Annotated in this window: 21 protein-coding genes and 1 pseudogene; 12 read left to right on the forward strand and 10 right to left on the reverse strand. The window is 60.0% G+C overall.

Going from position 1 to position 24,456, the window contains the following annotated elements; all coding sequences use genetic code 11:
* Positions 1 to 50 precede the first annotated feature (50 nt).
* The 5 genes from CVS27_RS11465 to CVS27_RS11485 form a co-directional block, all read right to left on the reverse strand.
* Entirely contained in the window at positions 51 to 1,037 is a 987-nt protein-coding gene (locus CVS27_RS11465; protein WP_165788193.1) for a DUF2804 domain-containing protein, read from the reverse strand.
* 70 nt (positions 1,038 to 1,107) lie between these two features.
* Complete coding sequence (locus CVS27_RS11470; RefSeq protein ID WP_207767511.1) at positions 1,108 to 1,965, reverse strand: carbohydrate ABC transporter permease; 858 nt, start codon at positions 1,963 to 1,965, stop codon at positions 1,108 to 1,110.
* Positions 1,962 to 2,837 (reverse strand): carbohydrate ABC transporter permease, encoded by an 876-nt coding sequence (locus CVS27_RS11475; protein WP_207767512.1) that lies wholly within the window; start codon positions 2,835 to 2,837, stop codon positions 1,962 to 1,964. The genes CVS27_RS11470 and CVS27_RS11475 overlap by 4 nt, the downstream gene beginning before the upstream one ends.
* A 104-nt stretch (positions 2,838 to 2,941) precedes the next feature.
* Positions 2,942 to 4,303, reverse strand: coding sequence for an ABC transporter substrate-binding protein (locus tag CVS27_RS11480; protein ID WP_207767513.1), 1,362 nt, complete (start codon positions 4,301 to 4,303; stop codon positions 2,942 to 2,944).
* Positions 4,304 to 4,451: 148 nt separating this feature from the next.
* Complete coding sequence (locus tag CVS27_RS11485) at positions 4,452 to 5,369, reverse strand: LysR family transcriptional regulator (RefSeq protein ID WP_103465893.1); 918 nt, start codon at positions 5,367 to 5,369, stop codon at positions 4,452 to 4,454.
* A 229-nt stretch (positions 5,370 to 5,598) separates the two neighbouring features.
* Here CVS27_RS11485 and CVS27_RS11490 point away from each other — a divergent pair, with 229 nt between their 5' ends.
* From CVS27_RS11490 to CVS27_RS11520, 7 genes are all read left to right on the forward strand, one after another.
* The gene (locus tag CVS27_RS11490) at positions 5,599 to 6,975 is read left to right on the forward strand and encodes an NAD-dependent succinate-semialdehyde dehydrogenase (RefSeq protein ID WP_103465894.1); all 1,377 of its coding nucleotides are present in this window, start codon (positions 5,599 to 5,601) and stop codon (positions 6,973 to 6,975) included.
* A gap of 183 nt (positions 6,976 to 7,158) precedes the next feature.
* Complete coding sequence (locus tag CVS27_RS11495; protein ID WP_306418491.1) at positions 7,159 to 8,442, forward strand: CaiB/BaiF CoA transferase family protein; 1,284 nt, start codon at positions 7,159 to 7,161, stop codon at positions 8,440 to 8,442.
* Between the two features lie 16 nt (positions 8,443 to 8,458).
* Positions 8,459 to 9,661: an acyl-CoA dehydrogenase family protein gene (locus CVS27_RS11500; protein ID WP_306418492.1), complete on the forward strand. Its 1,203-nt coding sequence runs from the start codon at positions 8,459 to 8,461 to the stop codon at positions 9,659 to 9,661.
* Between the two features lie 61 nt (positions 9,662 to 9,722).
* Complete coding sequence (locus tag CVS27_RS11505) at positions 9,723 to 10,949, forward strand: acetyl-CoA C-acyltransferase (RefSeq protein WP_103465895.1); 1,227 nt, start codon at positions 9,723 to 9,725, stop codon at positions 10,947 to 10,949.
* On the forward strand, positions 10,949 to 11,743 hold the full coding sequence (locus CVS27_RS11510) for an enoyl-CoA hydratase/isomerase family protein (protein WP_103465896.1): 795 nt from the start codon (positions 10,949 to 10,951) through the stop codon (positions 11,741 to 11,743). The genes CVS27_RS11505 and CVS27_RS11510 overlap by 1 nt, the downstream gene beginning before the upstream one ends.
* A complete protein-coding gene (locus CVS27_RS11515; protein WP_103465897.1) occupies positions 11,740 to 12,627 on the forward strand; it encodes a 3-hydroxyacyl-CoA dehydrogenase family protein in 888 nt (295 codons plus the stop codon). Before CVS27_RS11510 ends, CVS27_RS11515 begins: the two co-directional genes overlap by 4 nt.
* Positions 12,628 to 12,731: 104 nt before the next feature.
* On the forward strand, positions 12,732 to 13,637 hold the full coding sequence (locus CVS27_RS11520; RefSeq protein ID WP_103465898.1) for a LysR substrate-binding domain-containing protein: 906 nt from the start codon (positions 12,732 to 12,734) through the stop codon (positions 13,635 to 13,637).
* Between the two features lie 80 nt (positions 13,638 to 13,717).
* Here the strand turns inward: CVS27_RS11520 and CVS27_RS11525 are convergent, their stop codons facing one another.
* Positions 13,718 to 14,212 carry a winged helix-turn-helix transcriptional regulator gene (locus CVS27_RS11525; RefSeq protein WP_207767514.1) on the reverse strand — a complete coding sequence of 165 codons (495 nt, stop codon included), beginning with the start codon at positions 14,210 to 14,212 and terminating at the stop codon, positions 13,718 to 13,720.
* A 227-nt stretch (positions 14,213 to 14,439) separates the two neighbouring features.
* On the opposite strand from CVS27_RS11525, the gene CVS27_RS11530 reads away from it, so the two are divergent.
* The 3 genes from CVS27_RS11530 to CVS27_RS11540 all read left to right on the forward strand — a co-directional run bounded on the left by CVS27_RS11530 (position 14,440) and on the right by CVS27_RS11540 (position 17,174).
* A complete protein-coding gene (locus CVS27_RS11530) occupies positions 14,440 to 14,961 on the forward strand; it encodes a PaaI family thioesterase (RefSeq protein WP_243400151.1) in 522 nt (173 codons plus the stop codon).
* Positions 14,962 to 15,032: 71 nt separating this feature from the next.
* The gene (locus tag CVS27_RS11535; RefSeq protein ID WP_243400152.1) at positions 15,033 to 16,205 is read left to right on the forward strand and encodes an MFS transporter; all 1,173 of its coding nucleotides are present in this window, start codon (positions 15,033 to 15,035) and stop codon (positions 16,203 to 16,205) included.
* Positions 16,206 to 16,289: 84 nt separating this feature from the next.
* On the forward strand, positions 16,290 to 17,174 hold the full coding sequence (locus CVS27_RS11540; protein WP_103465900.1) for a VOC family protein: 885 nt from the start codon (positions 16,290 to 16,292) through the stop codon (positions 17,172 to 17,174).
* 280 nt (positions 17,175 to 17,454) lie between these two features.
* On the opposite strand, the gene CVS27_RS11545 is transcribed toward CVS27_RS11540, so the two are convergent.
* From CVS27_RS11545 to CVS27_RS11555, 3 genes are all read right to left on the reverse strand, one after another.
* Positions 17,455 to 18,132, reverse strand: coding sequence for an NADPH-dependent F420 reductase (locus tag CVS27_RS11545; RefSeq protein ID WP_103465901.1), 678 nt, complete (start codon positions 18,130 to 18,132; stop codon positions 17,455 to 17,457).
* A gap of 341 nt (positions 18,133 to 18,473) precedes the next feature.
* A complete protein-coding gene (locus CVS27_RS11550; RefSeq protein ID WP_103465902.1) occupies positions 18,474 to 19,589 on the reverse strand; it encodes a magnesium and cobalt transport protein CorA in 1,116 nt (371 codons plus the stop codon).
* A 123-nt stretch (positions 19,590 to 19,712) separates the two neighbouring features.
* Entirely contained in the window at positions 19,713 to 21,452 is a 1,740-nt protein-coding gene (locus tag CVS27_RS11555) for a CocE/NonD family hydrolase (protein WP_103465903.1), read from the reverse strand.
* Between the two features lie 121 nt (positions 21,453 to 21,573).
* Between CVS27_RS11555 and CVS27_RS11560 the strand changes: the two genes are divergently transcribed.
* Entirely contained in the window at positions 21,574 to 22,206 is a 633-nt protein-coding gene (locus CVS27_RS11560) for a TetR/AcrR family transcriptional regulator (RefSeq protein WP_103465904.1), read from the forward strand.
* Between the two features lie 526 nt (positions 22,207 to 22,732).
* Positions 22,733 to 23,836, forward strand: a pseudogene (locus CVS27_RS11565) (IS256 family transposase); the annotation flags it as partial.
* An 81-nt stretch (positions 23,837 to 23,917) separates the two neighbouring features.
* Here CVS27_RS11565 and CVS27_RS11570 read toward each other — a convergent pair.
* Positions 23,918 to 24,409: a helix-turn-helix domain-containing protein gene (locus CVS27_RS11570; RefSeq protein ID WP_103465905.1), complete on the reverse strand. Its 492-nt coding sequence runs from the start codon at positions 24,407 to 24,409 to the stop codon at positions 23,918 to 23,920.
* Between the last annotated feature and the right edge of the window lie 47 nt (positions 24,410 to 24,456).

A 24,456-nucleotide genomic window follows, 5' to 3' on the forward strand; every position in this document is an offset into this window, starting at 1 on the left:
GCACAACTCCCCCGCTGCGCCGCGGCTGGCTTAGGTGATAACTAGCCCCGTTACCACTTGCGTTTCACTTCCTCTGCCCACCCAAAGACGGAGCTAACACTGATTTTCTCGCCTGATTCCGAGGTGATCTCGCCATCGAAGTAACCAAAGCATTGGTGCTCCTCGCTCAGCACAATCACTTTATTGAAATTCGAGTACCTGTCGTAGATAGGTGTGAACGTCAGGTCCACCCGGCTACCGGTGATGCGCCACGGCTTCATCCAGTCATTGACGTCGTAGGTCCACGTCAATTCTTCGCTGATTTTTTGAATTTCACCATCGATGCGGAGCGAATTTTCGGTGGACGGCGTCCCTTCGGTCCACTTGCCACCAAATTGCAGGCCGATCTCACGCCCGTTGGTCCGGCCGCTTCCGGAGGCCCAATTCCAGACGATCGAGTAGGGCCAACGGCCCCGCCCATGATCCAAGGTGGCATAGGAATCCTCGGCGTCAACCCGGTATTCAACGCCGTCGGCGATTGTCGTCCCGGACACGGGCAGGCAGTTGTCCTTACGCGTGTATTGAAAGACCTTGTCGCTCCAGGGCACCAACACGCCCATGGACTGGTGATTCGGGGGAACCACCACATCCAGGTTGACCTTCAACCGCTCTGAATCCATGCGCAACTTCACGCCGCCAGCGTAGGGAGTCATGCTGATCTGGATCTCTTTACCCTTGCCGATGATGGGTTCGTTCTCCATCCCCGTGAGCGCCTTGGTGCCGTTCTTGAGCCACTGAATTTCCGCCAGAGGTATGGCCTTCAGCGTCTTCTTGTCCAAGAAGAACCCGGCGTTGGTCACCTTGTAATCGGTGTCAGAAACGTTCAGTGCCACCACGTGGCTAGGTGTTGAAATGCACCAATATTCAAAGCGCTTGTTACGTCCCCAACCCCGCAGGTTCGCCCGATGCATGGGTGTCCGGCTCCAACCAACGGCTTCTGGATTCAGGCGACCATTGGGCAGGCACATCTGAACCTGGCTGGTAATTTCACGTTCCATGGATACGAGTTCTCCTCTTATGGCCATGTGGCCGGGTGATCAAACGGTGAAGCATTCCGGGTGGGCGGGGTCAGCCCTTGGTTGCACCCTCGGCCAGGCCGTTGATGAGGTGCTTTTGAACCATCAGGGCAAAGATAACCACGGGGATCACGGTGAGCGTGCCCACGGCAGTCAATGCCCCCCACATGGCACCATTTTCCGTGTCGGCCGCCATACCGGCGATAGCTACCGGAATCGTTGCCGCATTTCGGTTGGTCAGGATGAGCGCAAAGAGCAGCTCTTCCCACGCAAGGATGATGCTAAAGATCAACGTCGAGACAATCCCGGGCATGGAGATCGGAACAATGATCCGGAAGAACGTCGTGAGTCTTGACGCGCCGTCGAGCATGGCCGATTCCTCCAACTCCTTGGGCAGGGCCGCGAAGAAGGACCGCATCAGCCACATGACATAGGGAATCAGGAACGTGCAGTACGCGAGAATAAGCGTGATGTGCATATCCGTGATGCCCAGGTTTCGTGCCACGAGGAACATCGGCACAGCCAAGGCGATGGGCGGAACTCCACGCGATGCCAGAATCAGCACGCCAATGGTTGCCCCTCCCCTGATGTTCAGGCGTGATAGTGCGTAGCCGGCCATGGTCCCCAAAGTCAGGGACAGCACACCAGCCCCAACAGCAACGATGACCGTGTTGATCATCCTCCGTCCAATGTCGGCTTGCTGCATGTAGCTGGTGTAGTTGTCCATGGTGAACGTGGAGAAGATTTTCGGCGGAGTTGTAAAGATATCGGTCGGCAACTTGAACGACGTGGAAATCATCCAGAGGACCGGAAGCAGGAAGCCTAGGCAGATGGCCACTCCGGCAATGATGCGGAACCACCGGCCCGCGTCTACTTTTCTTTTGCGAATTGTTAGGGTCGAGGCGCTCAAAACCTGTCCTCCAGTTTCTTGGTTGTGCGGAGGAAGATCATCGTCATGATCATGGTGAGAACAAGAACGATCACCGCCATCGCGGATGATTCGGCGAATTTGAGCGAACGGAATGCTTCTTCATAGATGTAGAGGTTGACAACATTCGTCGATTGGCCCGGCCCACCCCTGGTAGCAGCGAGCGCAATGTCGAACATCTTCACGGCACCGAGCCAGCGAACCACAAAGACTGCACCGATGGCGCTGGCCAGCAACGGGAGGCTGACGTGAATCAGGGTGTGCCACCAGCGTGCACCGTCAACGGCCGCAGCTTCGAAGACATCACGCGGCAACGCCAGCATGGCAGCCGAGGCAATCAGGACGATGAAGGGGGTCCAGCGCCACGTGTCGATCAAGACAATGCTGATCATGGCAAGGTTCGGATCGCCCAGCCAGTTCAGTGGGCCAATTCCTACGAATCCCAACATGTAGTTGACGATTCCCCAGAGCGGGTCGAGGAGCATTTTCCACACTCCACCGGCCACAACCGGTGCCACCACCATGGGAATGAGGAACAGCGCGCGGACCAATCCACGCCACTTCCACTCCACATTGAGCAGATAGGCGATGCCAAAGCCAAGCACCATCTGCAAAGGAAGAGCCAGGACCAGGTAGATGCCGGTGACCTTGAGGGAATTCAGGAATCCCGGATCAGTAATGGCGTCCTTGTAGTTCTCCCAACCGACCCACCCCTTGGGTGCGAACGTTGCCAGATTCAGCTCGGAGAAGCTGATCTGGATCGTGTAGAAGATGGGGTATGCCAGCAGTGCCAACAACAGAAGGGTTGTTGGCCCAAGGAAGGTCCACTTGCTGAGCAGATCATTGAATTTCAATCTGGCACGCGATGGCTGGGAATAGCCACCTTTCACCGTTCGCCGTGAAGGCGGTGGGATTTCGCTGGCTTCCTGCTTTTTAGGGAGAAGACTTGAAGTGCGCATTACTTGGTCAGGGCTTTCTCAATTTCAGCCGCAGCGTCGTCTAGCGCCTTGGCAGCATCGTTGGTATTTGCCATGGCCACGGCCGTCTCATCGGCCAGAATCCGCTGTACCTCGTCCGAGTTGGTCAAACGGGGGCGCCACATCTTGCCGGTTTCAGCATCCGCGTAGGCCATCTTCAGTGCATCGAATACCGGGCTAAGCCAAGCCTGTTCCGGAGTCGAGTCAAGGGTGGAGGTTCGCGCAGGAAATACACCAAGGGTGTTTGACTGCCAGACTTCACCTTCGCTGGAGCTCAGCCATTCGACGAGCTTCCAAGCAGCTTCCGTATTCTGGCCGCGGCTGGCGATGGCACCGCTCCAGATACCCCGGTGTGCACCGGAACTATTGGTTCCGGCAGGCATGACCTGAATGCCCACCTGGTCGGCTGTCAAGGTTGTCGTTTTCGGGTCAATGGCCGTTCCCTTGTAGACGCTCCCCCAGTTGAACATGGTGGCGGTCTTGCCCTGGCGGAATGCTTCCAATGGTTCGGTGAACTGCCACGTTGAGGCTCCGGGAGGAGCGTACTTGAGCATCTCCACGTGCGTCTGCAGCGCGGCCACGCCGACAGCATTGTTGAAGGCTGGCTTGTTGTCCCCGTCAAGGAGCTCGCCGCCATTGGCGTTGAAAATGGTTTGCCACACGGTTGGCGTCAACGGATCGCGGGTGAAGTAGGTGCCTACCGCCCACGTGTCATCCTTGCCATCACCATTGGTATCCCGCACCAGCTTTGGGGCCTGGGACATGTAGTCGTCCCAGGTGAGTTCCGGGGTCGGTTCCGGAACGCCGGCATCCTTGTAGAGGGCCTTGTTGTAGAACATCATCAACATGTTGGAGCGCAGCGGGACGCCGTACTGGACGCCCTCCCACTCTCCGGCGGCAAGAGGAGCTGAGTTGAAGTCGTTCCAGTCATAAGCGGCGTCAGTCCATTCGGCCGCATCTTTCTTCAGATCCAGCAGTGCACCGGTTGAAGCCATCTGCGGGATCCACGGATCGTCGGCCATGACGATGTCGTAGGTCGGGTCTGCCGCTGTCAGTTCAAGCATGGTCTTGGCCAGCTGGTCACCGTAAGGGACACCGTCAATGGTCACTTTGATGTTCGGAAACTTCTTGTTGAATTCCGGAACCATCTGCTCTTGCCACTGCTTAGCGTAACCGTCGTTGGCAAGAATTCTCAGCTCAACAGGTTTCTCGGCTGTTCCAACGCCCCCGGATTCCTTGGCGGGACCACCGCAGGCGGCCGTGGCCAACATTGCGGCGGCTAGGACACCAGCGCCAAGAAAGGCGCGCCTGGACGGCTGGAAGAATGAACCTGACTTATTCATCATTGAATCCTCGTTCTGAATACTTTCATGGACAACCCCATCACATCAGCGTGATGTAGGCCACTGGACCTTCTGGAACTCCACGATCTCAGATGGGAACTAGTCAAGTCCAATACTTAGTTCTTATTTCAGTTATAAGAATTCCGTCTTAGTGGATGATGTAGTCCGGCACAGCCAGAGGCTGCGGCATCGTACGGCGAACAATGTTCAGAACCGCCTGCAGATCACGCGCATTGTCACCTTGCCGCCACACCAACGCAGCAGCAAGGTGGGGCACCTTGCCCCTGATCTCCTTGTAAACCAAGCCCGGAAAATTCACGTGCTGCACCGACGATGCCGTGATTGTTACGCCCACACCAGCGGCAACCAAGCCAAGGATCGTGTAGGAATCGGGCGCTTCTTGCAGGATTCTCGGAACGAACCCCGCCTGAAGTGCCAAATGAACCGTCGCATCCCTGATGGTGGACCCCAGGGTGCCCGGAAACGACACGAAGCGATCCTCGGCCAGGTCACGGAGATCGATCGAGGCTTCATTGGCCAACCGATGATCCGAAGGCAAAGCAACTACCAAGCGTTCGTATTCGTAAATATGGGTTGATACGCCTTCATTTGTGATGGGAAACCTCGCAAAACCAATATCGAGCTCACCGCTGACCACCTTTCGCACAGCGGCTCCACCGTAGATCTGCCCCAACAAAACGAGCTCAATTCCAGGCTGCTCCGCACGGACCGCGCGGGCCAAGATGGGCAGTGCTTCCCTGCTGCTTGCACCGGCATAGCCAACTTTGATCCGGCCAACAATGCCGGCCCGGCCCATGATGGCTGCCCGCATGGCAAGCTCGGCATCGATGAGCACTGTTCTCGCTGGATCCAGAAACGCCTCACCGGCTTCGGTGAGGGTGACCGACCTCGTATTTCGTTCAAACAACTTGACGTGGAGTTCCTTTTCCAGAGCCTTGATCTGTTGGCTGAGCTGGGGTTGGGCCATGTGGAGACGCTCGGCAGCCCTGCCGAAATGCAGCTCCTCAGCAACCATCACAAACCCTTTGAGACTGCGGAGTTCCATGCGCCACCTTCTGTAGTAATTCCGCCACAGTGTTCGTGCGTTCAGTTGCGGAGGCCTCAAGCCTGTTCCGATATGCTAGCCAGCCTAGACGCCGTCAGGGCCTTCGCCGCGCTCATTAGTACAAAATCATCATGAATCCAGCTCCAATTAGTATTGGACTGTATGGCCGCTCAGCTGGGATCGTGAGTGCTGAGACCGAAGAACCTGTCTGCAGAAGGAATCCTGAATCATGAGCAAGTACGCAACCATCAATCCGGCGACCGGCGAGCACATGGCCGAATTTCCAACCCTCACCAACCCGGAGGTGGAGAGTATCGTCGAGCGCTCCTACACGCAGTATCAACAATGGCGGGCACGCCCGATCACGGACCGCGCCGCGATCCTGGGCCGTGTGGCAACACTTCACCGTGAACGCTCCGCGGAACTTGCTGCACTCCTGACTCTTGAAATTGGAAAGCCGACGGCGGAAGCCCAGGGTGAGGTTGCTTTGGTCGCCTCGATCTATGACTACTACGCGGATAATGCCGAACGTTTCCTCCGAGAAGAACCCTTGGATATCAAAGGTCCCGGCACAGCAGTGGTCCGTACGGAAGCAATCGGCCCGCTCATTGGCATCATGCCGTGGAACTTCCCGTATTATCAGGTGGCTCGTTTTGCCGCCCCCAACATTGCCCTGGGCAATACTGTCATTTTGAAGCACTCCAGCAATTGTCCGCAGTCTGCCTTGGCCATCGAAGCCATTTTCCGGGAGGCGGGGCTCCCGGCGGATGTCTACATCAATGCCTTCGCCACATCCGGCCAAATCGCCACCATGATCGCCGATCCGCGCATTCAGGGGGTTTCCCTGACGGGCTCGGAGAAGGCCGGATCTGCCGTTGCCGAAGTTGCCGGTCGCCACCTGAAAAAGGTGGTGCTGGAGCTTGGTGGCTCCGATCCGTTCATTGTTCTGCCGGATGCCGATCTGGACATCGCCGTGGCTGGCGCTGTGTCTGGCCGCATGTACAACGGGGGCCAGGCCTGCACAGCCTCCAAACGATTCATCATTGTTGGCGATATATATGACGAGTTCCTGCGCCGCTACACGCAGGCCATGTCTGAGATCACCCCGGGCGATCCCACCGACCCGAAGACGGCCTACGGACCGTTGTCATCCAAGTCCGCAGCCGATGAAATTGCAGAAATCGTCCACGATGCAACATCCAAGGGCGCAACCGCGGTGGCTGGCGGGCAGGGGCCCGAAGGACCCGGCGCCTACTATCCCGCGACGGTCCTGACAGGAGTTACTCCAGGCATGCGCGCCTACTCGGAGGAGATCTTCGGCCCCGCAGCCGTGGTCTACCATGTGGAGTCAACAGACGCAGCCATTGACTTAGCCAACGATTCCCCCTATGGCTTGTCCAGTTCCATCTTCACGAGGAATATCGAGTCCGCAAAAATACTTGCCGAGCGGCTTGAAACTGGAATGGTTTGGATCAACAGCACCAGCCGCAGTGCCGCCGACCTGCCCTTTGGTGGCGTGAAACGATCCGGTTTTGGACGTGAACTGGCACATCTGGGCATCAACGAATTCGCCAACAAGAAGCTCATTCGCGTTCCGGCGGTGTAGCAAACACCAACCCCGGGCATCCTTCAAATCTTGCCGCCCAGAGCATGCTCTGGGCGGCAAAATGAGTTAAGAAAACACTTTTATTATTCCTCTATTTACATCAATGGATGTCCCAATAAGTATTGGACTGAAAGTAATTCAACTGCGAAAGTTAAGGCATCAACGAAGATTCCGAGGAGTACCGTGACGCTTGAACCGCACCCCACCGACAAGGCCCTGCCGGACGCAGATTTCATCGCGCCCGGAGTCCATCTCGAGTCCGATCTGTTCGGCCGTACCGGCACCGGCCCCTTGTCCGGGCTGCTCGTGGCGGACTTTGGACGCGTGCTGGCCGGACCCTACTGCACCATGCTGTTGGCCGATATGGGTGCCACCGTGGTGAAGATTGAAAGTCCAGGCGGCGACGAAACCCGGGACTGGCGGCCTCCCGTACGCAACGGAGAGTCAACGTATTACCTCTCCGTCAACCGCAACAAGGGATCGATCGCCTTGGATCTCAAGGATCCTGCGGATCGGGGCATTGCACAAGCAATTGCCCAGCGGGCGGATGTTGTAGTTGAGAACTTCAAACCCAACGGGCTGAACCCGTTTGGGCTGGATTACGATTCCGTAGCCGCCAGAAATCCCGCAGTAATCTATGCCTCCATCACGGGTTTCGGCACGGCCGGTGGCGCCTCGCTGCCCGGATACGATCTCCTCGTCCAAGCCTTGTCCGGGCTGATGAGCGTGACGGGCTCACCTGATACCCCCGCCTATAGATCCGGTGTGGCCGTCTTTGACGTGATGACAGGCCTGCATACTGCCATCGGAATCTTAGCCGCACTCCAGGAACGCCAGCGCAGCGGGAAAGGCCAACGGATCGAGGTTAACCTGATGTCATCGGCACTGTCAGGCATGGTGAACCAGACGGCCGGCTATCTGCTGAGCGGCACAGTACCCACGAGGCTCGGAAACGAACACCCCAGCATCTACCCCTATGAGCCAATGGCCACCGGCGATGGTGATATTGTCATCGCCATCGGAAACGACCCCCAGTTCCGCAGGCTGTGTCAGGCCCTGGGCACGCCCGCTTTGGGCGAGGATGACAGATTCGCAGCGGCCCCCCAGCGCAGCCTGAACCGACATCTCCTCAGGCCCTTGTTACTCGAGGCCCTGAGCAACCGCAGTTCCACCGAATGGTTCGCAGTACTCACAGCAGCCCAAATCCCTTGTGCACCCATCAACGACGTGCGTCAGGGACTTGAATTCGCCCAACGCATCGGCCTGGATCCGGTTGTAGAAGTAGGTCAGGGCGCCGATGCGCTGCCGGGGATCCGCAACCCCATCACGTTCTCGGAGACACCCGTCAGCTACGACATGGTTCCGCCAGATCATGACGGACACCGTGAGCCGATCCTCGCCTGGCTCCGCAGGACCTCCCCCGGAGCAGAAAGCACAACCCACCGCAAAAGTTCAATCAAGCTCTAGAAGGAGCCATCCAAAAGTGACCTCTGTAGCTGATCAACAAACAACCATGTCCGACTACTTCCGTCTGGATGATGACCTCACCCCTGACGAAGTCTTGATCCGGAACAAAGTCCGCGACTTCGCCGAACAGCAAGTCATGCCCATCATCAATGAGTACTGGGAAAAGTCCGAATTCCCCACCGAACTTCTGGAGCCGCTGGCAGCGTTGGGCATCATCGGCACCACCATCCAAGGCTATGGATGCCCGGGAATGAGCCGTAAGGCCGCCGGCATGGTGGCCCGCGAAATGGCCCGGGCTGACGGCAGCCTCAACACCTTCCTCGGCGTCCACTCCAACCTGTGCATGGGTGCCCTCAATATTCTCGGCAGCGAGGAGCAGCGGCAACGCTGGCTTCCGGCCTTGGCCCGGATAGAAAAAACCGGGGCGTTTGCCCTAACCGAACCTGACCACGGTTCGGATTCTGTCGCCCTGGAGACACAGGCGCGGCGCGACGGTGAGCAGTGGGTCATCAGCGGTCACAAGCGCTGGATAGGCAACGGCCACGCAGCAGATGTCACAGTACTGTTTGCCCGGAACACCGAGGACGGCAACGTCAACGCGTTCGTCGTCGAAAAGGATGCCAAGGGCCTGTACCCCGACGGGTACTCCCCCACCGTCATCACCGGCAAGGTGGGCAAGCGCGCAATCCTTCAGGCGGACATCACTATCGATGAAATGCGATTGCCGGCGGCCAACAGGCTCGATGGCTGCCACGACTTCCGTGATGTGTCGCGGGTCCTGCAGGCAACCCGAGGCGGGGCTGCCTGGGAGGCCGTGGGCCACGGCATGGCGACCTTCGAAATCGCCTCCGACTACGCCCGCACGCGGCACCAGTTCGGCAAACCCATCGGGTCCTACCAGTTGGTGCAATCACGGCTGGCGAACATGCTCAGCGAGCTCACGGTCATGCAGTTGTTGTGCACCCGGATGGCCGAACTGGCGGACCGTGGCCAGCTCACCAACGCACAGGCCTCAATGGTCAAGATGGCCACAGCCCAAAAGGGCAAGTGGATCTGCAGTGAAGCCCGCGATCTGCTGGGCGGCAACGGGTTGCTGCTGGAAAATCACGTCATACGGCACATGACGGACATGGAAGTGGTATCTACGTATGAAGGCACCGATTCCATGCAGGCACTTATAGTGGGCCGTGACATCACCGGAATCTCGGCCTTTAAGTGAACCATGGGCCCACGTCCCGAACCCTGGCCCGAGCAACAAGTTCTAGAGACAAGGAAATGTCATGACTGAGGCCTTCCTGATCGGCGGAGCGCGGACGCCCGTGGGCCGCTATGGCGGTTCCCTATCTTCGGTGCGCCCCGATGACCTCGCGGCACTCACGGTACGCGCCGCCGTCGAACGTGCAGGCATTGATCCTGCCACTGTGGATGAGGTGATCCTGGGCAACGCCAATGGTGCCGGTGAGGAGAACCGCAACGTTGCCCGTATGGCGTGGCTGTTGAATGGCTATCCGGACAGCGTTCCTGGAATTACTGTCAACCGGCTGTGCGCCTCGGGCCTGTCGGCCATCATCATGGCAAGCCACATGATCAAGGCAGGGGCCGCGGACATTGTGGTTGCCGGCGGGGTGGAATCGATGAGCCGGGCCCCTTGGGTCATGGAGAAGCCAGACAAGGCTTTCGCCAAGCCCGGTGCCGTTTTCGACACCTCGATCGGCTGGCGTTTTACGAATCCCTCGTTCCTCGACGGCGAGCTCAGCCGTGGCGGCAAGGCCGCGTTCTCGATGCCCGAGACGGCAGAGGAAGTGGCACGGGTATTCGGAACCTCGCGGGCTGACTGCGACGCCTTTGCCGTCCGGTCGCACGAACGCGCGTTGGAGGCGATTGCTGCCGGGCGGTTTGCGGAGGAGATCGTTCCCGTGAATGTCCAAGGACGCAAGGGAGCCGTAACCGTGGTGGAAACCGACGAGGGTCCCCGGCCGGGGACCACCTTGGAGGTCCTCGCCGGACTACGACCCGTGGTCAAAGGTGGTTCCGTGGTGACGGCCGGAAATGCCTCCACGCTTAATGACGGAGCCTCGGCAATCATCGTCGCTTCCGAGGCCGCCATTAGGAAGTATGGGTTGACGCCTCGGGCCCGGATTCTGGAGGGCGGCTCAGCCGGAGTGGCCCCGGAGCTCATGGGGATCGGTCCGGTGCCTGCAACGCGGAAGGTGTTGGAACGCGCCGGGTTGCATGTCGGTGACCTGGGCGCCGTCGAACTTAACGAGGCTTTCGCCTCACAATCGCTGGCGGTCATGCGGGAGTTGAAGCTGGATGCGGAGATTGTGAATGCCGACGGCGGCGCTATCGCCCTCGGCCACCCGCTCGGCTCCTCCGGGTCCCGGCTGGTCGTGACTCTGCTGGGGCGGATGGAGCGCGAGCTGGCCACCCGCGGCCGCAAGATTGGACTGGCAACTATGTGCGTTGGCGTGGGCCAGGGAACCGCCCTCCTGCTGGAAGGCGTGTAATGAGCTCTCAAAGTAACCTCGGCGTCCAAGACTTCACCACGCTCATCATCACCGAGCGCCAGGACCGTGTGCTGATTCGCCTGGACCGGCCGGAGGTGCGCAACGCCATCGATGCCACCATGGTGCAAGAGTTGCATGCCGTGTGCGCGGATCTGGAGGCGACGCCCAGAATCCTGATTCTCACGGGCACACCGGCGGACCCGGAGACTGAAACCAAAGCATTTTTCGCCTCTGGTGCCGATATCGCCCAACTCCGTGACCGCCGTCGTGATGATGCGTTGGCCGGGATCAATTCCTCGTTGTTTGAGAGGATTGCCAAACTTCCCATGCCCGTCATCGCCGCACTCGACGGCTTCGCCCTGGGCGGCGGCGGCGAGCTTGCCTACGCGGCCGATTTCCGCATCGGCACGGCGAACCTCCGCATGGGCAACCCCGAAGCCGGGCTCGGTATTCTTGCCGCGGCAGGTGCCACGTGGCGACTTCGCGAGCTCGTCGGGGAGCCCCTGGCCAAGGAAATGCTCCTGGCCGGGCGGACCCTGACCGGCGCCGAATGTCTGGCGGCTGGGCTCATTACTGAGCTCGTTGAATCCGACGGCCTCCTCGACGCGGCGCACGCGCTGGCCGACCGCATCGCCCGGCAAGACTTTCTCGCAGTGCGCCTGACCAAGGCCGTGTTCCATGCTCCGCGGGAATCCCATCCGCTCATCGACACGCTCGCCCAAGGCATCCTCTTCGAATCCCCCGCGAAGTTTGATCGCATGCAACAATTCCTCGACAGGAAGAACAACACGTGACGAATACAGTCGAAGCAACACCCCCCAGCCCATCCCTGAGTTTTCCTGCAACGGTCGGCGTGCTGGGCGGCGGCCGCATGGGTGCCGGCATTGCCCACGCTTTCCTCCTCAAGGGCTCGAAAGTCATCGTCGTCGAGCGCAATGACGAGGCCGCCCAGGGCGCTGAGGACCGTGTAGCTGCGGCCGTTGCGGCGTCGTTCGCCCGCGGCGTCGTGGATGGCGAGGAACATGAGGTCATCGCAAGGTTTAGCGTGAGCCTCGACTACGCCCATTTTGCACAGTGCGATCTTGTCGTTGAAGCCGTGCCCGAGGATCAGAAGCTCAAGACGGCAGCACTCACCGCCGTGGCTAAACACCTTTCGCCGCACGCCTATTTGGCGACCAACACTTCTTCCCTGTCGGTCAGCGGGCTTGCCACATCGCTGGCGAGACCGGAACAGTTCCTTGGCCTACATTTCTTCAACCCTGTGCCGGCGTCAACCCTCATCGAGGTAGTTGTTGCTGAGAAGTCCTCCGAGGAAACGGTCGCCGCTGCCCGGCGCTGGGTCTCCGGACTGGGCAAGACCGCCATCGTCGTGCGCGACGTGCCAGGTTTCGCCTCCTCACGCCTTGGTGTGGCTATTGCGCTGGAGGCGATGAGAATGCTGGAGGAGGGTGTGGCCAGCGCGGAAGACATCGACAACGCCATGGTGCTGGGCTACAAACACCCGGTCGGCCCGCTTCGCACAACGGATATTGTTGGGCTCGACGTGCGTCTCAATATCGCCGAATACCTTCAGGAGACCCTGGGCGATCGATTTGCTCCGCCCCAGATCCTCCGCGACAAGGTGGCCGCGGCGGAACTGGGGCGCAAGACCGGCCGGGGCTTCTACGACTGGAACTAAATGACCGCCTGATCCTTATCCATGACCAACGATTATTACCGTCCCCTGAACATGACGCAGCCCGGTGATACCGTTGGATCAATAATTTCGGGACAAGGAGACACATGGACATTGGCCAGTTGAAGGCCTTCTTGGCCGTAGCACAGGAGCTTCACTTCGGCCGTGCCGCCCTCCGGCTGCACATTGCCCAGCCCCCATTGAGCCGCATCATCAAACAACTTGAGACAGAGCTCGGGACGCGCCTCCTCGATCGCAACACCCGTTCAGTGAAGCTCACGCCCAGCGGACAGGCCTTGATTGGTCCGGCCACAGAGGTCGTCGAGGCTCTCCGCCGGGCCGAAGAGGCCGTCCGCTCGGTCGAGAACGGTGAGGCGGGACTGGTCCGGATCGCTTTTGCGGGCGTGTCCACCCATCAGCTGGTTGCCCGGCTCGCCCGGCAGGTGAAATCGAACCGGCCAGGGATCCAGCTGGAGCTGTCGAGCCAGAACTTCGCCCTGCCTGCCTTGAAGAAATTGCTGCAGGGGGAAACTGACATCGCACTGGGCCGGTGGGATGTCATCCCGGCCGAGGTCGCCAGCCGAGTGGTCTTGCAGGACTCGTTGGTCGTTGCAATGCCGGACACCCACCCGCTTGCCGGTGCCGACCGGCTGACGATTGCCCAACTCGCCGGCGACAGTTTCATCTCGCTCATCCCTTTCGAGGGGGCGGTACTGCCAGATCGGCTTCGGCGAATGGCACACGACGCCGGATTCCTCGCCGACATAGTCCAGGTGGCCCCGGACACGCAGACGGCCCTCGCACTGGTTAGCGCCGAGGTTGGGTGCCACTTGACCCTTGCTTCCGTGGCCGCCCAAGCGACCGATCCGCATGTGGTGTTTGTTCCACTCGAAGGCTCCACCGCAGACGTCCATCTGCGGGCAGCTTGGCGCCGCAGCGATTCAAGCGCGGCCCTGAAGGCTGTGCTGAATGAAGTCGGCACTGTTGACGTGTCCAGACCCGACCACGATTAGTCCGCCACCACCCGCCGCGCAGACGCCGTCGAACTGCCCGATCCCAACTCGAAGGCCGGGCCGCCGGGTTCGAACGGCGATCAGCACGGTGCCGGTGCTTGTGCCGCATCAGTGTCGCTGACGCGAATAAAATCCACGTCCTCGTGCCGCACGTTCACGCCGCTGGCATCGACCAGGACCGCTCGCACAAGTTCTTGGCCGGCCCGCGTCACGGGAAGCATGCTCACCCCTGGCCCGCGAGGAACATTGGCTTCTCCCCACTGCTGCATGGCCACGAGCACCAGCTTGAGTTCATTGCCGGCCGCAGTCAGCTCGTAGGCATCACGCGTCCGTTGGCCTTGCTCTTGATAGGGAACCTTCTCCAAGACGCCGTGTTCCACGAGTGTGTTTAGCCGCGTACTGAGCACGTCACTGGCGATGCCCAGGGAGTCCCGGAACTGCGCAAAGGTGCGTTTCCCCAGGAGCGCCTCACGGAGCAGGAGAAAGCTCCAGGAATCACTAAGGACGCCAAGTGATCTGGCAATACCGCACTGGCTGTCGAGTGCGTTCATGAGAGTTGCTGACTTACGAGGCATGTTCCAACCGTAGCTTGAATCTGCACAACCAATCCAGCAGCAATGATTGCCCGGCTGCCGCATCAGTTCATCGGCAGGATTCCTGCCACTCTTCAACCCGAATTGTTATAGCTGGGTTGCCATAGCCAATTTAGCCTCGGTATGGTTGATCCAGCCCGTCCGGCCAGGTGAATGGCTCTTGTCGCCTTGGCATCCACTCCCTGTTTCGAGAAACCGAAGGATAGCCCGTGACTCCACAGCCTGAGGTGCCGACGAACCGTTCGCGCACCATCCACTACCAAAGCCCGGAAGCGGACAAGAAGACGCTGTTTGAGCGGACTGGACTCGAGCAGTTGCGTGCACTCGTTGACGGGACAGTGTCGCCGCCACCCATTAGCAGCCACATCGGGCTGGAGTTCATTTCGGTCTCAGAGGGCGACGTGGTGATGACCGCGCAACCGGATGAATCCCACTACAACCCCATCGGCTCGATTCACGGAGGATTCTTTGCCACCGTCCTTGATTCGGCCTGCGGTTGTGCCGTGCACAGCACGCTCCCGGCAGGAGTGGGCTACACCAGCCTGGAGATCAAGGTGTCCTTCCTCCGGCCCATCACCGCTGAAACGGGAACCGTCACCGCCCACGGCTGGGTCACCCGCCGCGGCAAGAGCGCATCCTTCGCAGAGGCCGACATCCGCGACAGCGAGGGCCGTGTGCTGGCCACCGCATCAAGCACCTGCCTCATCATCCAAAAAGGCCCTGCACAGTGAGTCGCCAAGGTCCCAGCGAGAATCAGCTACCGGCGCGCAGGCGGGGACAGCTAGGACAGCAAGGTGCATTCTTGGCCGCTGCATCCGTGCTCGCTCTGGTGCTTTGGTCCTCCGGAGCCCCGAGTACGCTGTACCCCACCTACGCCGAAAAATGGGATCTGGCCCCGGTGGTGATGACCAGCGTTTTCGCCACCTATCCCCTGGCCCTCATCGTGGTGTTGCCGCTCTTCGGCAACCTCTCTGACCTCTACGGACGTCGCATGGTCATGATCGGCGGAGTCACGCTCATTGCGCTCTCCACGTTGCTGTTCGCCGTCGCACCAAACGTCGGCTTCCTGTTCGCCGGCAGGGCGCTGCAGGGCATTGGTTCCGGGCTGGCCATGGGAGCAGCAACAGTGTCGCTGATTGAGAACAATCCCAGAATCAACCCACGCTTTGCCAGTACGACGGCGACAGTTGCGACAGCGACAGGGCTCACCATGGCCCTCTTGGCCAGCGGACTGATGGCACAATATGCGCCGCTGCCCTTGGTGTTGAGCTACATCGTCCTGCTGGTCCTGGCTATCGCAACGACGGCGGCCCTGCTCATGACCCCGGGCGACCGGCCCGAGGTTCGGCAGCGGTGGCGCCCCCAGTCCCCCAAGGTTCCGCACGGAATCAGGATGAGTTTCCTGATCGCCACACTGTCGGTGGCACTTGCCTTTTCCATGGGCGCGATCTTCCTTTCCCTTGGAGCGCACATGATCGCCCAATTCGCCCAGACAGACAACCGGGCGATCATCGGTTCGCTCCTGGCAAGTTCGTCTGTGGCGATCTGCCTTACAGCACTGCTGGCGGTGCGAGTTTCGGCCCGCTCCCAAGTGTGGGCCGGGGCCGTGCTGACGGTCATCAGCCTGGCCCTGATGGTTGGCGCAAGCATGTTTGGATCAAGCGTCCTGTTTTTGAGCTGGTGTCTTGTGGGTGGCAGCGCCTATTCCCTGGCCTTCACCGGCGGGCTCGGCCTCATCAACAGCGTCGCACCCGAACGCCACCGAGGGGCAACGCTCTCGTTGCTCTACCTCATCGCTTACGTTTTCCAAGCAGCTACGGCCATCGGAGTCGGTGCGCTTGCCACCTCGGGAACCCTGAGCACGGCCGTGATCGCCGCGGCCGCGACCCTGGCGGGCCTCTGCATACTCGCGGTTGTCCTGCTCAAGATCTCGACTCACGTTTCCCCGCAGGCTGCGAGAGCCGTCAACGCTTAACGAAGGCGGTATCACCGCCTTCAAATCTATTGAAGGCCATGGACAGCCGTGACATGCTGAAATGAGTCACTTCGAGGAGGAATCATGCAACGGATTGTGCCCAACGTATGGTGTCAAGGCAACGCGGTGGAGGTCGGAGAGTTCTACTCTGCGGTGCTTCCGCAAACGTCAGCCGAGACAACCATGAACTATCCAACAGAAGGCTTGCTGGACTTCCAACGCGATTTTGCAGGGCAGCCCCTCGTCGTGGATGTGACCGTCAGCGGTTACCAGATCCGCCTCATCAATGCCGGACATGAGTTCCGCCCAACACCTGCCATCTCGTTCATTTTGAACATGGATCCGCTCCTGTTCGACGGCGGCGAGGATGAGGCACGCACCCGTATCCAGAGCATTTGGGAGGTCTTCGCAGAAGGCGGGCAGGTGCGCATGGAGTTAGGCGAGTATCCGTTCAGCAAGCTCTATGGCTGGGTCGAAGACCGCTTCGGGGTGAACTGGCAGCTGATGTTGAGCGACCCCGCAGGAGAGCGGCGGCCGCTAGTGATTCCACAGTTCCTCTTCACCGGACCCGTCGCCCAGGCCCAGCAGGCAATCGAGCTCTATACCGGGCTTATTCCGGATTCAGGCACCGGCATGGTCATGCCCCACCCGGACGAAGCAAACGGCATCATGTTCGCCGAATTCCAACTTGCCGGGCAATGGTTCTCCGGCATGGATGGCGGCACCGATCACGATTTCACGTTTACACCAGGGCTGTCACTGGAAATTTCCTGCGCAGATCAGGACGAGATCGACCGGTTGTGGGAAGCACTATCCAGCGTGCCCGAGGCCGAACAATGTGGCTGGGTGGTGGACCGCTACGGCGTGAGCTGGCAAATCGTGCCGCAGAATATGGGCGAGCTCATGCAGCACCCGGGGGCCTTTGCCCGGATGCTCGACATGAAGAAACTCATCATTGCCGAGCTGTGACACTCACAGTCACGCCTGCAGACGGCCACGCGGTGCAGACAGGGTCGTGTCATGCCCACGGTGCCATCATGGCGTTGTCTATGCGGTTGTGGCTGCTAGCTGCGGGTGGAGCTTTTCGATGGGGGCGCTCAGGCCTGCCTTAGGACTCAAAACCACGCGCTGATTTGCAAGAGAGCCATGACGCCGGTCCGTTCCAGGGTCTCGCCCCGCCGGGCATCCTGGTGTCCGTCATTGAGGGCGTCGAATGCGTCGGCTCCGTGCCGCAGCGATCCGTTACGGGTCAGCGGACAATTTTGAAGTTGAAGGCAGGTGTGCCGAGTGCGCCCCAGAGGCGGAGCCAGACGGGCAGGAGCATTTCGGTACCCCGGGCGGTGGTGATGTCACCGAGGTCGATGACATCCCGGTGGCCGAAGTCCTCTAGGAGCGCGGTAACGGTGTGCTTGGCATCGGCGTCGTTCCCGGAAACGAAGACCGTGCTGGACTCCGAAAGTTGGTCAGGGTGGACCATGAGGTCCGCATTGAGTGTGTTGAGGGACTTCACGACGCGGGCGGCGGGGAAGGCACGCTGGATCTGTTCACCGAGGGAATCAGTGTCCTTGACGAACAGGGTCGGGGGCATGCCGTGGCTGAAATCGAGGGGGTTGGCGAGGTCGAGAATGACCTTGCCGCTTAGATTCTCCGCACCGACAAGGGCCAGAACATGCAGGGAGGCGCCGCCGTTGGTGGCATTGATGATGAGTTCGGATCCGGAAGCGGCGTTGGCGAAGCTGGCCACGGTCACGTCGGGATTCCCGGCAGACCAAGCGGCGAAGGGTGCGTTGCCCATGGCGTCGACCTCGGTGCGGGCCAGTGTGGCCTCGGCATCGCGAGTGCCGATGGTGACATCGTGCCCAAGTTCGACGAGCCGCGCAGCGATGGTGCGCGCGACAGTGCCGGTTCCGAGGATGGCGGTCTTCATGGGTTGATCTCCTTGTGGTTTCTTCTGTTGCAAAGCCTCAACCCGGTGTGACGGATCGTTCTCAACAGGCTGTATCGGATCGACCCACCTGTCAACCTTGGGGCGCAGTCTGCCCATCAGCCAAGGTGGAGGCCATCCTCGTGCTTGAATCCCCCTGCCAACAGGGCGTTAAGCGTGCCCAAGGTGGGATTCGAAAGTGTTTTAAACCCTTGCAAACAAAGGGAAATGGCGGGACACCGCGGCAATACGGCTCAGTACGAGCCAATCCGGACCAGTCCGACAGGAAATGTGTTGACACTGTCAACACCCCCACCCGGGGATTAAGGTGGGATTCACACCCCCTACATCCACTTTTTGGTTTTGAAGACAATGTACAGCCCGACCGCCAAGGCGATCATCGCTCCCACAGCCAAGGGGTAGCCGAGTGACCAGTGCAACTCGGGCATGACATCGAAATTCATGCCGTAGATGGCCCCTATCAGGGTGGGTGCGAAGAGGATTGCCGCCCAGCCGGAGATCTTTTTCATGTCCTCATTCTGCCGCTGGGCGACGAGGGTTGAGTTCACGCTGAGGATCTGCGAAAGGGCGTCACGAAGTTCGGATACGCGGGTGCTGGCGTGAGTGAGGTGGTCCGCGACGTCTTGCAGGTAGGCCTGCAGTGGTTCTGGAACTTCGTGGCGGTCAAATCCTTGGCGAAGTGCAGCGAGAACATCTGCCATCGAGGTAGTTGTGTGCTGCAGGTCGATGACTTCCTGGCTCAGCCGGTAAATGCGTTCAGCAACGGCGGCGTCCCCGCTGAATACCTGGCGTTCAATTTGTTCCTTGTCAATGGCCAAACCGCGCAGCACCGGCGTATACCCGTCAACAATCGCGTCCAAAAGTCGGTAAGCGACCGCCTCAGGGCCCAAATTCAGCAAGTATTCGTCATCAAGGAGCGTGTGGCCGTCGCGGTCAGCAAGATCTGACGGATCGCCGGACATAGTTGCCTCACTGGTCCCATCGATCCACCGCTTGTCCTGGCAAAGGACAACTATGGCGTGGGGGCGAACCAGAACGTGAAACTCCGAAAAATCGACATCCTCTGCAGCGTCGTCGTATCGCGCAGACCGCACCACCATGAAGAGGACATCGCCGTAGCGTTCCAGCTTCGGACGCTGGCCTGCGTGCAGCAGGTCTTCGACAAGCACCGGGTGCAAGGCCCATGCCTCGGCAAGTTCGTTAATGTCCTGCGGAGTTGGTGCGGGGAAAAGAGTTAGCGCCATCCGGTGTGGGGCAGCTTCGGCAAAATGCAGGGCTTCGGCCACGGCAACGCGCTCCGGTGTGGGGCGAAGGTGGCCGTCGACGATGTATCGGGTTCTGCACGAGGAGACCTCGGCCTGAGGTAGTTCGGTGGCAGACCGTCGCTGGAATCGTGTGCCCCGGCGCCGGGTGGACTCGTCGCTGTAACGCTGAGGCATATGTTCGCCTTCATTCAGGTATCGGGTGTGGGCAAATGGCCCCGGTCTTGAGAGGACGATGCGCGCTCCCAACGGGAGTGCGCATCGTCCTCTGGTGTCATGCAACCAGCTTAGCCGGGCGCTTCAGCTGTCCTTGATGGGAAGCTGCAGATAGGAGGGATGGTCTCCCCCTGTGTGAATGACATGCATGCCACTGTTCGCGGGCACATACTCCCGTGCTCCGGGCATCATCGGCCCCAGCAGGCTGCGACCGCTAATAATAAAGCGGAGCTGCTCCCCCGGATGGAAAACAAGCCCGATCGGAAGCAGGTCAATCTCGACCTCCACGATCTGCTCCGGAGTGAGCTTCTCAACCCGGTCGAAACTATGCGCCGGGATGTCGGAGGTTGATTGGGCGGCATCCAAGTTCCGCAGAGAGACGCGGAGTCGGCCGTCGGACCCCTTGTAACGCAGGATCGAGCCACCGCGTTCGGTGAGGTCGTGAATCATCGCGCTTTGATTGTGAGCGGTGAACTGCTGCAAAGGCGTGCCAAACTTATCGAGTTTCTGCACCAGAACGAATAGGTCCATGTCATCAGCACCGCGGGCCTCGACCCACAGATGCGCTTTCGGGTAGCCCACCATCACGGTCTCGTGGTCGAATCGGGTCACGAAGGATGCCAAATCCGGATTGCCAGCAACGGCGTACATTGCCGCGGCATCCGGTTCGGGCCGTGTCTGGGTCAACACCCGGGAGCCGCCGTCGAGGTAGAACTTAGTTGAAGTAACCCCCGACGGCGGGAACGCGTCGGCGGCGACGGCAACCTGGTCACCGCCGGCAAAGTCAAGCAAGGAGTAGCGCACCGGCGGTGTCTGCTCCCACCCGTTGTCTGCACCCTTGAGAAAGTGGTCAAAGAAGCGGCGCAGATCCTCAACGTTTTCCGGGTCATAGTAGTCGGGCCATTCCTGGCTGTTGTGGATGCGAAGCCATTTCTGCTCCGAGGCCAGCCGTCGCCAGGCGCGGAACGTGCCGGCGGTGTGGAGGGTATTTGAATAGCTGGCAACAACATAAGCTGGCACGGTGATCCGGTCGAAGTCCGGTATCTTGTTCTCCCAGAGCTCGGTCATCAGAGGGAAGGCTTCAGCCTCCCCCAGGATGTCCTCCTTCCGGTTCTTTCCCCAGAAGCTCCCATTCTGCAGGATCGCAGCAAAGCCAGTGTCCGGCATGCCACCGCGTAACACCAAGTCCCGGTAGACATCGCTGACACCTTCCCAGGGGTTAATGGCCGCGAGGTGGGGAGGCTGCTCCGCCGCAGTGAACCACTGCGACACAGCCAGGTATGAGGTGCCGGTCATGCCGACCTTGCCGGAGCACCAGTCCTGCTCTGCCAGCCACTCAATCAAGTCGTAGCAGTCACGCCCCTCTTGCCGGTCCCACAGCACGCTGTCACCCTCGGAATCCACCACTCCCCTAATATCCGGATTGGCGATGGCGTAACCCTGGGCGCACCAGTAGGCCGGGTCCGGGGCCTCAAACTTCTCCAACCCCGACACCGCATCGTTGCCGAGCCCAACAAGCCCGAAGACGCCCATGACACTGGCAGACGTGCCCTGGCCCTTGCCATATGGGCTCCAGGCAACAATGACCGGAACCTTCTCGGCGCCGACGGGCCGGAACACATCCACATGGATCTTCACCCCGTCCCGCAAGGTTACCGGGACATCCTTCTCAAACACGATGTCCACTGGCAACGGGCGGAACTGTGGGGCAATCTGATATCCCGCAGCCAGAGTGCGGGTGCCCGGGTCATAGGCAGTCAGCAGCCCAGTCCGCTCAGGGGGCAGCGGTTGGGACGGTACGAACATCTTCTGGTCAGCGCTCATGGTGAGCTCCTCAAATCACTAGTTCGGGACACGAATCGTTGTGCCGGTCCTAGCGTATGGCGGACCAAAGAATAAATCAACAGTTGTTTATATAAATCTTTTTCTGAGGTAGATTGATGCCATGACTAAGCAGAAATCGACTTCTACTGGGCGACGGCGCGGACGCCCCCCAGGCAGCGGGAGCACCCGGAACACCATCCTCGAAGCAGCCCGACGACAATTTGCCACCGAGGGATTCACCACCACAACCATTCGAAGCATCGCCACAGATGCCGACGTCGACGCATCCCAAGTCATGCAATTTTTCGGATCAAAGGACGCACTTTTCGCCGCCGTCATGTCCATTCCCCCGATGGTTCTTGCCTTGTTCGACACGGCCTTCGAAGGCCCTGACGAGTGCCTTGGGGAGCGTGTGGTCCGCGCTTATCTGCAGGCTTGGGAAGGAACCCCGGAAGAGTCGGAGCCCCTCATGGTCATGCTGCGCGGAGCCATCGTCAACGACACCGCAAGCAAGCAACTCGCGGACTTCATCCAATCCCGGCTGCTCGATGGAGCGAGAGAGCGAATCGCCGACGACTCCGAAAGCGCGTTGCGGGCCGGCCTCGCATCATCCATGCTCGTGGGCCTCATCACCAGCCGCCGCATCATCGGCGTCCCCCTCCTAGCCGAGGCCGACCCCGAGGCGGTCATCAGACTAGTTGGCCCGGCAATCCAAGAAATCCTCGCCCCTGGTACGGCCAACCGCGCATCGTGATCCTCCCGTTCCCTCGGAGCCATAGGAGACTTGCACGCAATACTCGCGTACAGGACGGCGCCCGAAATGGCGGTCTGTGCGTGTTGGATCGACCCGAAGGCTTCCCATCCCGCCGTCGTCCATGGCATGCGCACTCAGCTACTTCAACGGAATCGATGGCTGCCACGCATCCAAGATGCCAGCCAATAGTGCGTTGACAAGAATCAGCTCACCAGGCTGCTGGTGGCCAGTTGAAACTGCCTATTCGCGGCCATGTGAGGTGCCCATGTACCTAGGTGACTTGGCGGCGAGACCATGGAGGATGAGGTCGACGCCCGCTAAGAACTCTGACCTATCATCGTGGGTTTGGAGGCGTGAGGCCATACTCCGGGTGAAGATCCACTCCTCAGGGTCAAGCGCCGCCCAGTGCGCGCTGATCGAGGCGAGCGAGTTCGCTCTGCCAAGGGACGCCTCGGGCGAACGGGAGGTGGCTGCTTCTTGGCTGCCTGCTCCGATGATATAGATCAGCAGAGTAGACGTAGCCCCCTTCGAACGCTCCGAGGCGCGCACTACCCAGCGAAACGGCTCCCGAACCAGGACGTTGACGACCACAGCCGGGGATTTGAACCTGAAGATCCCCAAGCTGCGGAACGGATCGTTCTTCCCTGCATTGCTCGAACGGCGCCGTCGCGTTGACCAGGCCCTCTACGCCGTGGTGATGGAGGCCTATCTGCACGGGGTTTCCACCCGCAAGGTCGACGATCTAGTCAAGGCGCTCGGGGCCGACACCGGGATTTCCAAGTCCGAAGTCTCCCGGATCTGCGAGGACCTGGACCATGAAGTCGGTGCTTTCCGTGACCGTGACATCTCCGCCATGGACTACCCGTACGTGTTCCTCGATGCGCCCTACTGCAAGGCCAGGGTCGGGCACCGGGTCGTCTCCCAAGCCGTCGTGGTCGCTTTCGGGGTGGCTGCGGACGGGCGCCGGGAAGTCCTTGGCTTCGATGTTGGCGACAGCGAGAACGAAGGTTTCTGGACCGCGTTCCTGCGTTCCATGAAAACCCGTGGACTCGACGGAGTGAAGCTGGCGATCTCCGACGCCCACCTAGGCTTGAAGAAGGCTATCGCCACGGTCTTCCAGGGCGCTTCCTGGCAGCGGTGCCGGGTGCATTTCATGCGTAACGTACTCTCGATCGTGCCCAAGGGTTCCCAGGACATGGTCGGCTCAATCATCCGCACCGCCTTCGCCCAACCCGACGCCGAACACGTGAATACCCAGTTCGATGAAGTCACGAGGATGCTGAACAAGTCCCATCCTAAAGTCGCCGCAATGCTCGGCGACGCCCGGGAAGACGTGCTCGCGTTCACCGGTTTCCCGACCAGGCACTGGCGCCAGATCTGGTCTACCAACCCCATGGAACGGGTCAACAAGGAAATCAAACGACGAACCGATGTCGTCGGGGCCTTCCCCAACCCTGCGGCCCTGCTCCGGCTCGCCGGCGCCGTCCTCGTCGAGCAACACGACGAATGGGAAGCCGGGGACCGCCGCTACCTCTCCGAGGCCTCAATGACCGAACTCAAAACCATGAACACCACAACACCTGACCCGGTCGAGGAAGGAATTTTGCTCCCAGAACTCACTGCAGCATAATCAAAGCACTGACCCGCACGGTGTTGAGGAAAACTCCACCACTCCACGGGACGCAACCGAGGGCAATCACGGCACTGACTTTCAGAGCGGTGTCTGGTTCCTCAAGGCCTGTACTTTTTTTAGATAGGCGTTCTCTGCCTGCAGACGCTGGTTCTCGCGGCGTAGCTTCTCCAGCTCGCTGACTTCGACCGATGGGGTCCCAGGCACAGATTTGGGTCGGCCCTTGGCCTTGGGGCGCAGGCCCTCCTCGCCATAGTCCCGATAGGCGCGGATCCATGCTCGCAAGAGGTCTAGGGAACTGAGCTGATGCATCCGGGCAAGGTCCTGCCGCGTCACCTCACCGTCGAGATATTGTCGAACAACCGCCAGCTTGAACTCAAAGGAATGCACCTGCTTGGTTGGTTTCTTGTCCAATGCTGCCCTACCCCAGATCTTGAACCGACTCTCCAACTTGCAGATAGCCGACATGCTGACTCCCAGCCTTGGGGATACCGCGCGATACCCAAACCCTTCCTCAAACAGATCGACGGCAGCTAGCCGCTGCTCGGCAGTCAATGAACTATGTGGATGCATGAAGAACTCCCCGAAAGTAATGATCTGAATTAATCAGTCCAACTTCC

The sequence above is a fragment of the Arthrobacter glacialis genome (genome assembly GCF_002909445.1).
Lineage (GTDB): Bacteria > Actinomycetota > Actinomycetes > Actinomycetales > Micrococcaceae > Specibacter > Specibacter glacialis.

What these genes read in the sequence shown, in the direction of transcription:
- CVS27_RS11465 (WP_165788193.1), bottom strand. Translation starts at nt 1,037, where the DNA reads ATGGAACGTGAAATTACCAGCCAGGTTCAGATGTGCCTGCCCAATGGT.
- CVS27_RS11480 (WP_207767513.1), bottom strand. Translation starts at nt 4,303, where the DNA reads ATGAATAAGTCAGGTTCATTCTTCCAGCCGTCCAGGCGCGCCTTTCTT.
- CVS27_RS11485 (WP_103465893.1), bottom strand. Translation starts at nt 5,369, where the DNA reads ATGGAACTCCGCAGTCTCAAAGGGTTTGTGATGGTTGCTGAGGAGCTG.
- CVS27_RS11490 (WP_103465894.1), top strand. Translation starts at nt 5,599, where the DNA reads ATGAGCAAGTACGCAACCATCAATCCGGCGACCGGCGAGCACATGGCC.
- CVS27_RS11505 (WP_103465895.1), top strand. Translation starts at nt 9,723, where the DNA reads ATGACTGAGGCCTTCCTGATCGGCGGAGCGCGGACGCCCGTGGGCCGC.
- CVS27_RS11510 (WP_103465896.1), top strand. Translation starts at nt 10,949, where the DNA reads ATGAGCTCTCAAAGTAACCTCGGCGTCCAAGACTTCACCACGCTCATC.
- CVS27_RS11520 (WP_103465898.1), top strand. Translation starts at nt 12,732, where the DNA reads ATGGACATTGGCCAGTTGAAGGCCTTCTTGGCCGTAGCACAGGAGCTT.
- CVS27_RS11525 (WP_207767514.1), bottom strand. Translation starts at nt 14,212, where the DNA reads ATGCCTCGTAAGTCAGCAACTCTCATGAACGCACTCGACAGCCAGTGC.
- CVS27_RS11540 (WP_103465900.1), top strand. Translation starts at nt 16,290, where the DNA reads ATGCAACGGATTGTGCCCAACGTATGGTGTCAAGGCAACGCGGTGGAG.
- CVS27_RS11545 (WP_103465901.1), bottom strand. Translation starts at nt 18,132, where the DNA reads ATGAAGACCGCCATCCTCGGAACCGGCACTGTCGCGCGCACCATCGCT.
- CVS27_RS11550 (WP_103465902.1), bottom strand. Translation starts at nt 19,589, where the DNA reads ATGCCTCAGCGTTACAGCGACGAGTCCACCCGGCGCCGGGGCACACGA.
- CVS27_RS11555 (WP_103465903.1), bottom strand. Translation starts at nt 21,452, where the DNA reads ATGAGCGCTGACCAGAAGATGTTCGTACCGTCCCAACCGCTGCCCCCT.
- CVS27_RS11560 (WP_103465904.1), top strand. Translation starts at nt 21,574, where the DNA reads ATGACTAAGCAGAAATCGACTTCTACTGGGCGACGGCGCGGACGCCCC.
- CVS27_RS11570 (WP_103465905.1), bottom strand. Translation starts at nt 24,409, where the DNA reads ATGCATCCACATAGTTCATTGACTGCCGAGCAGCGGCTAGCTGCCGTC.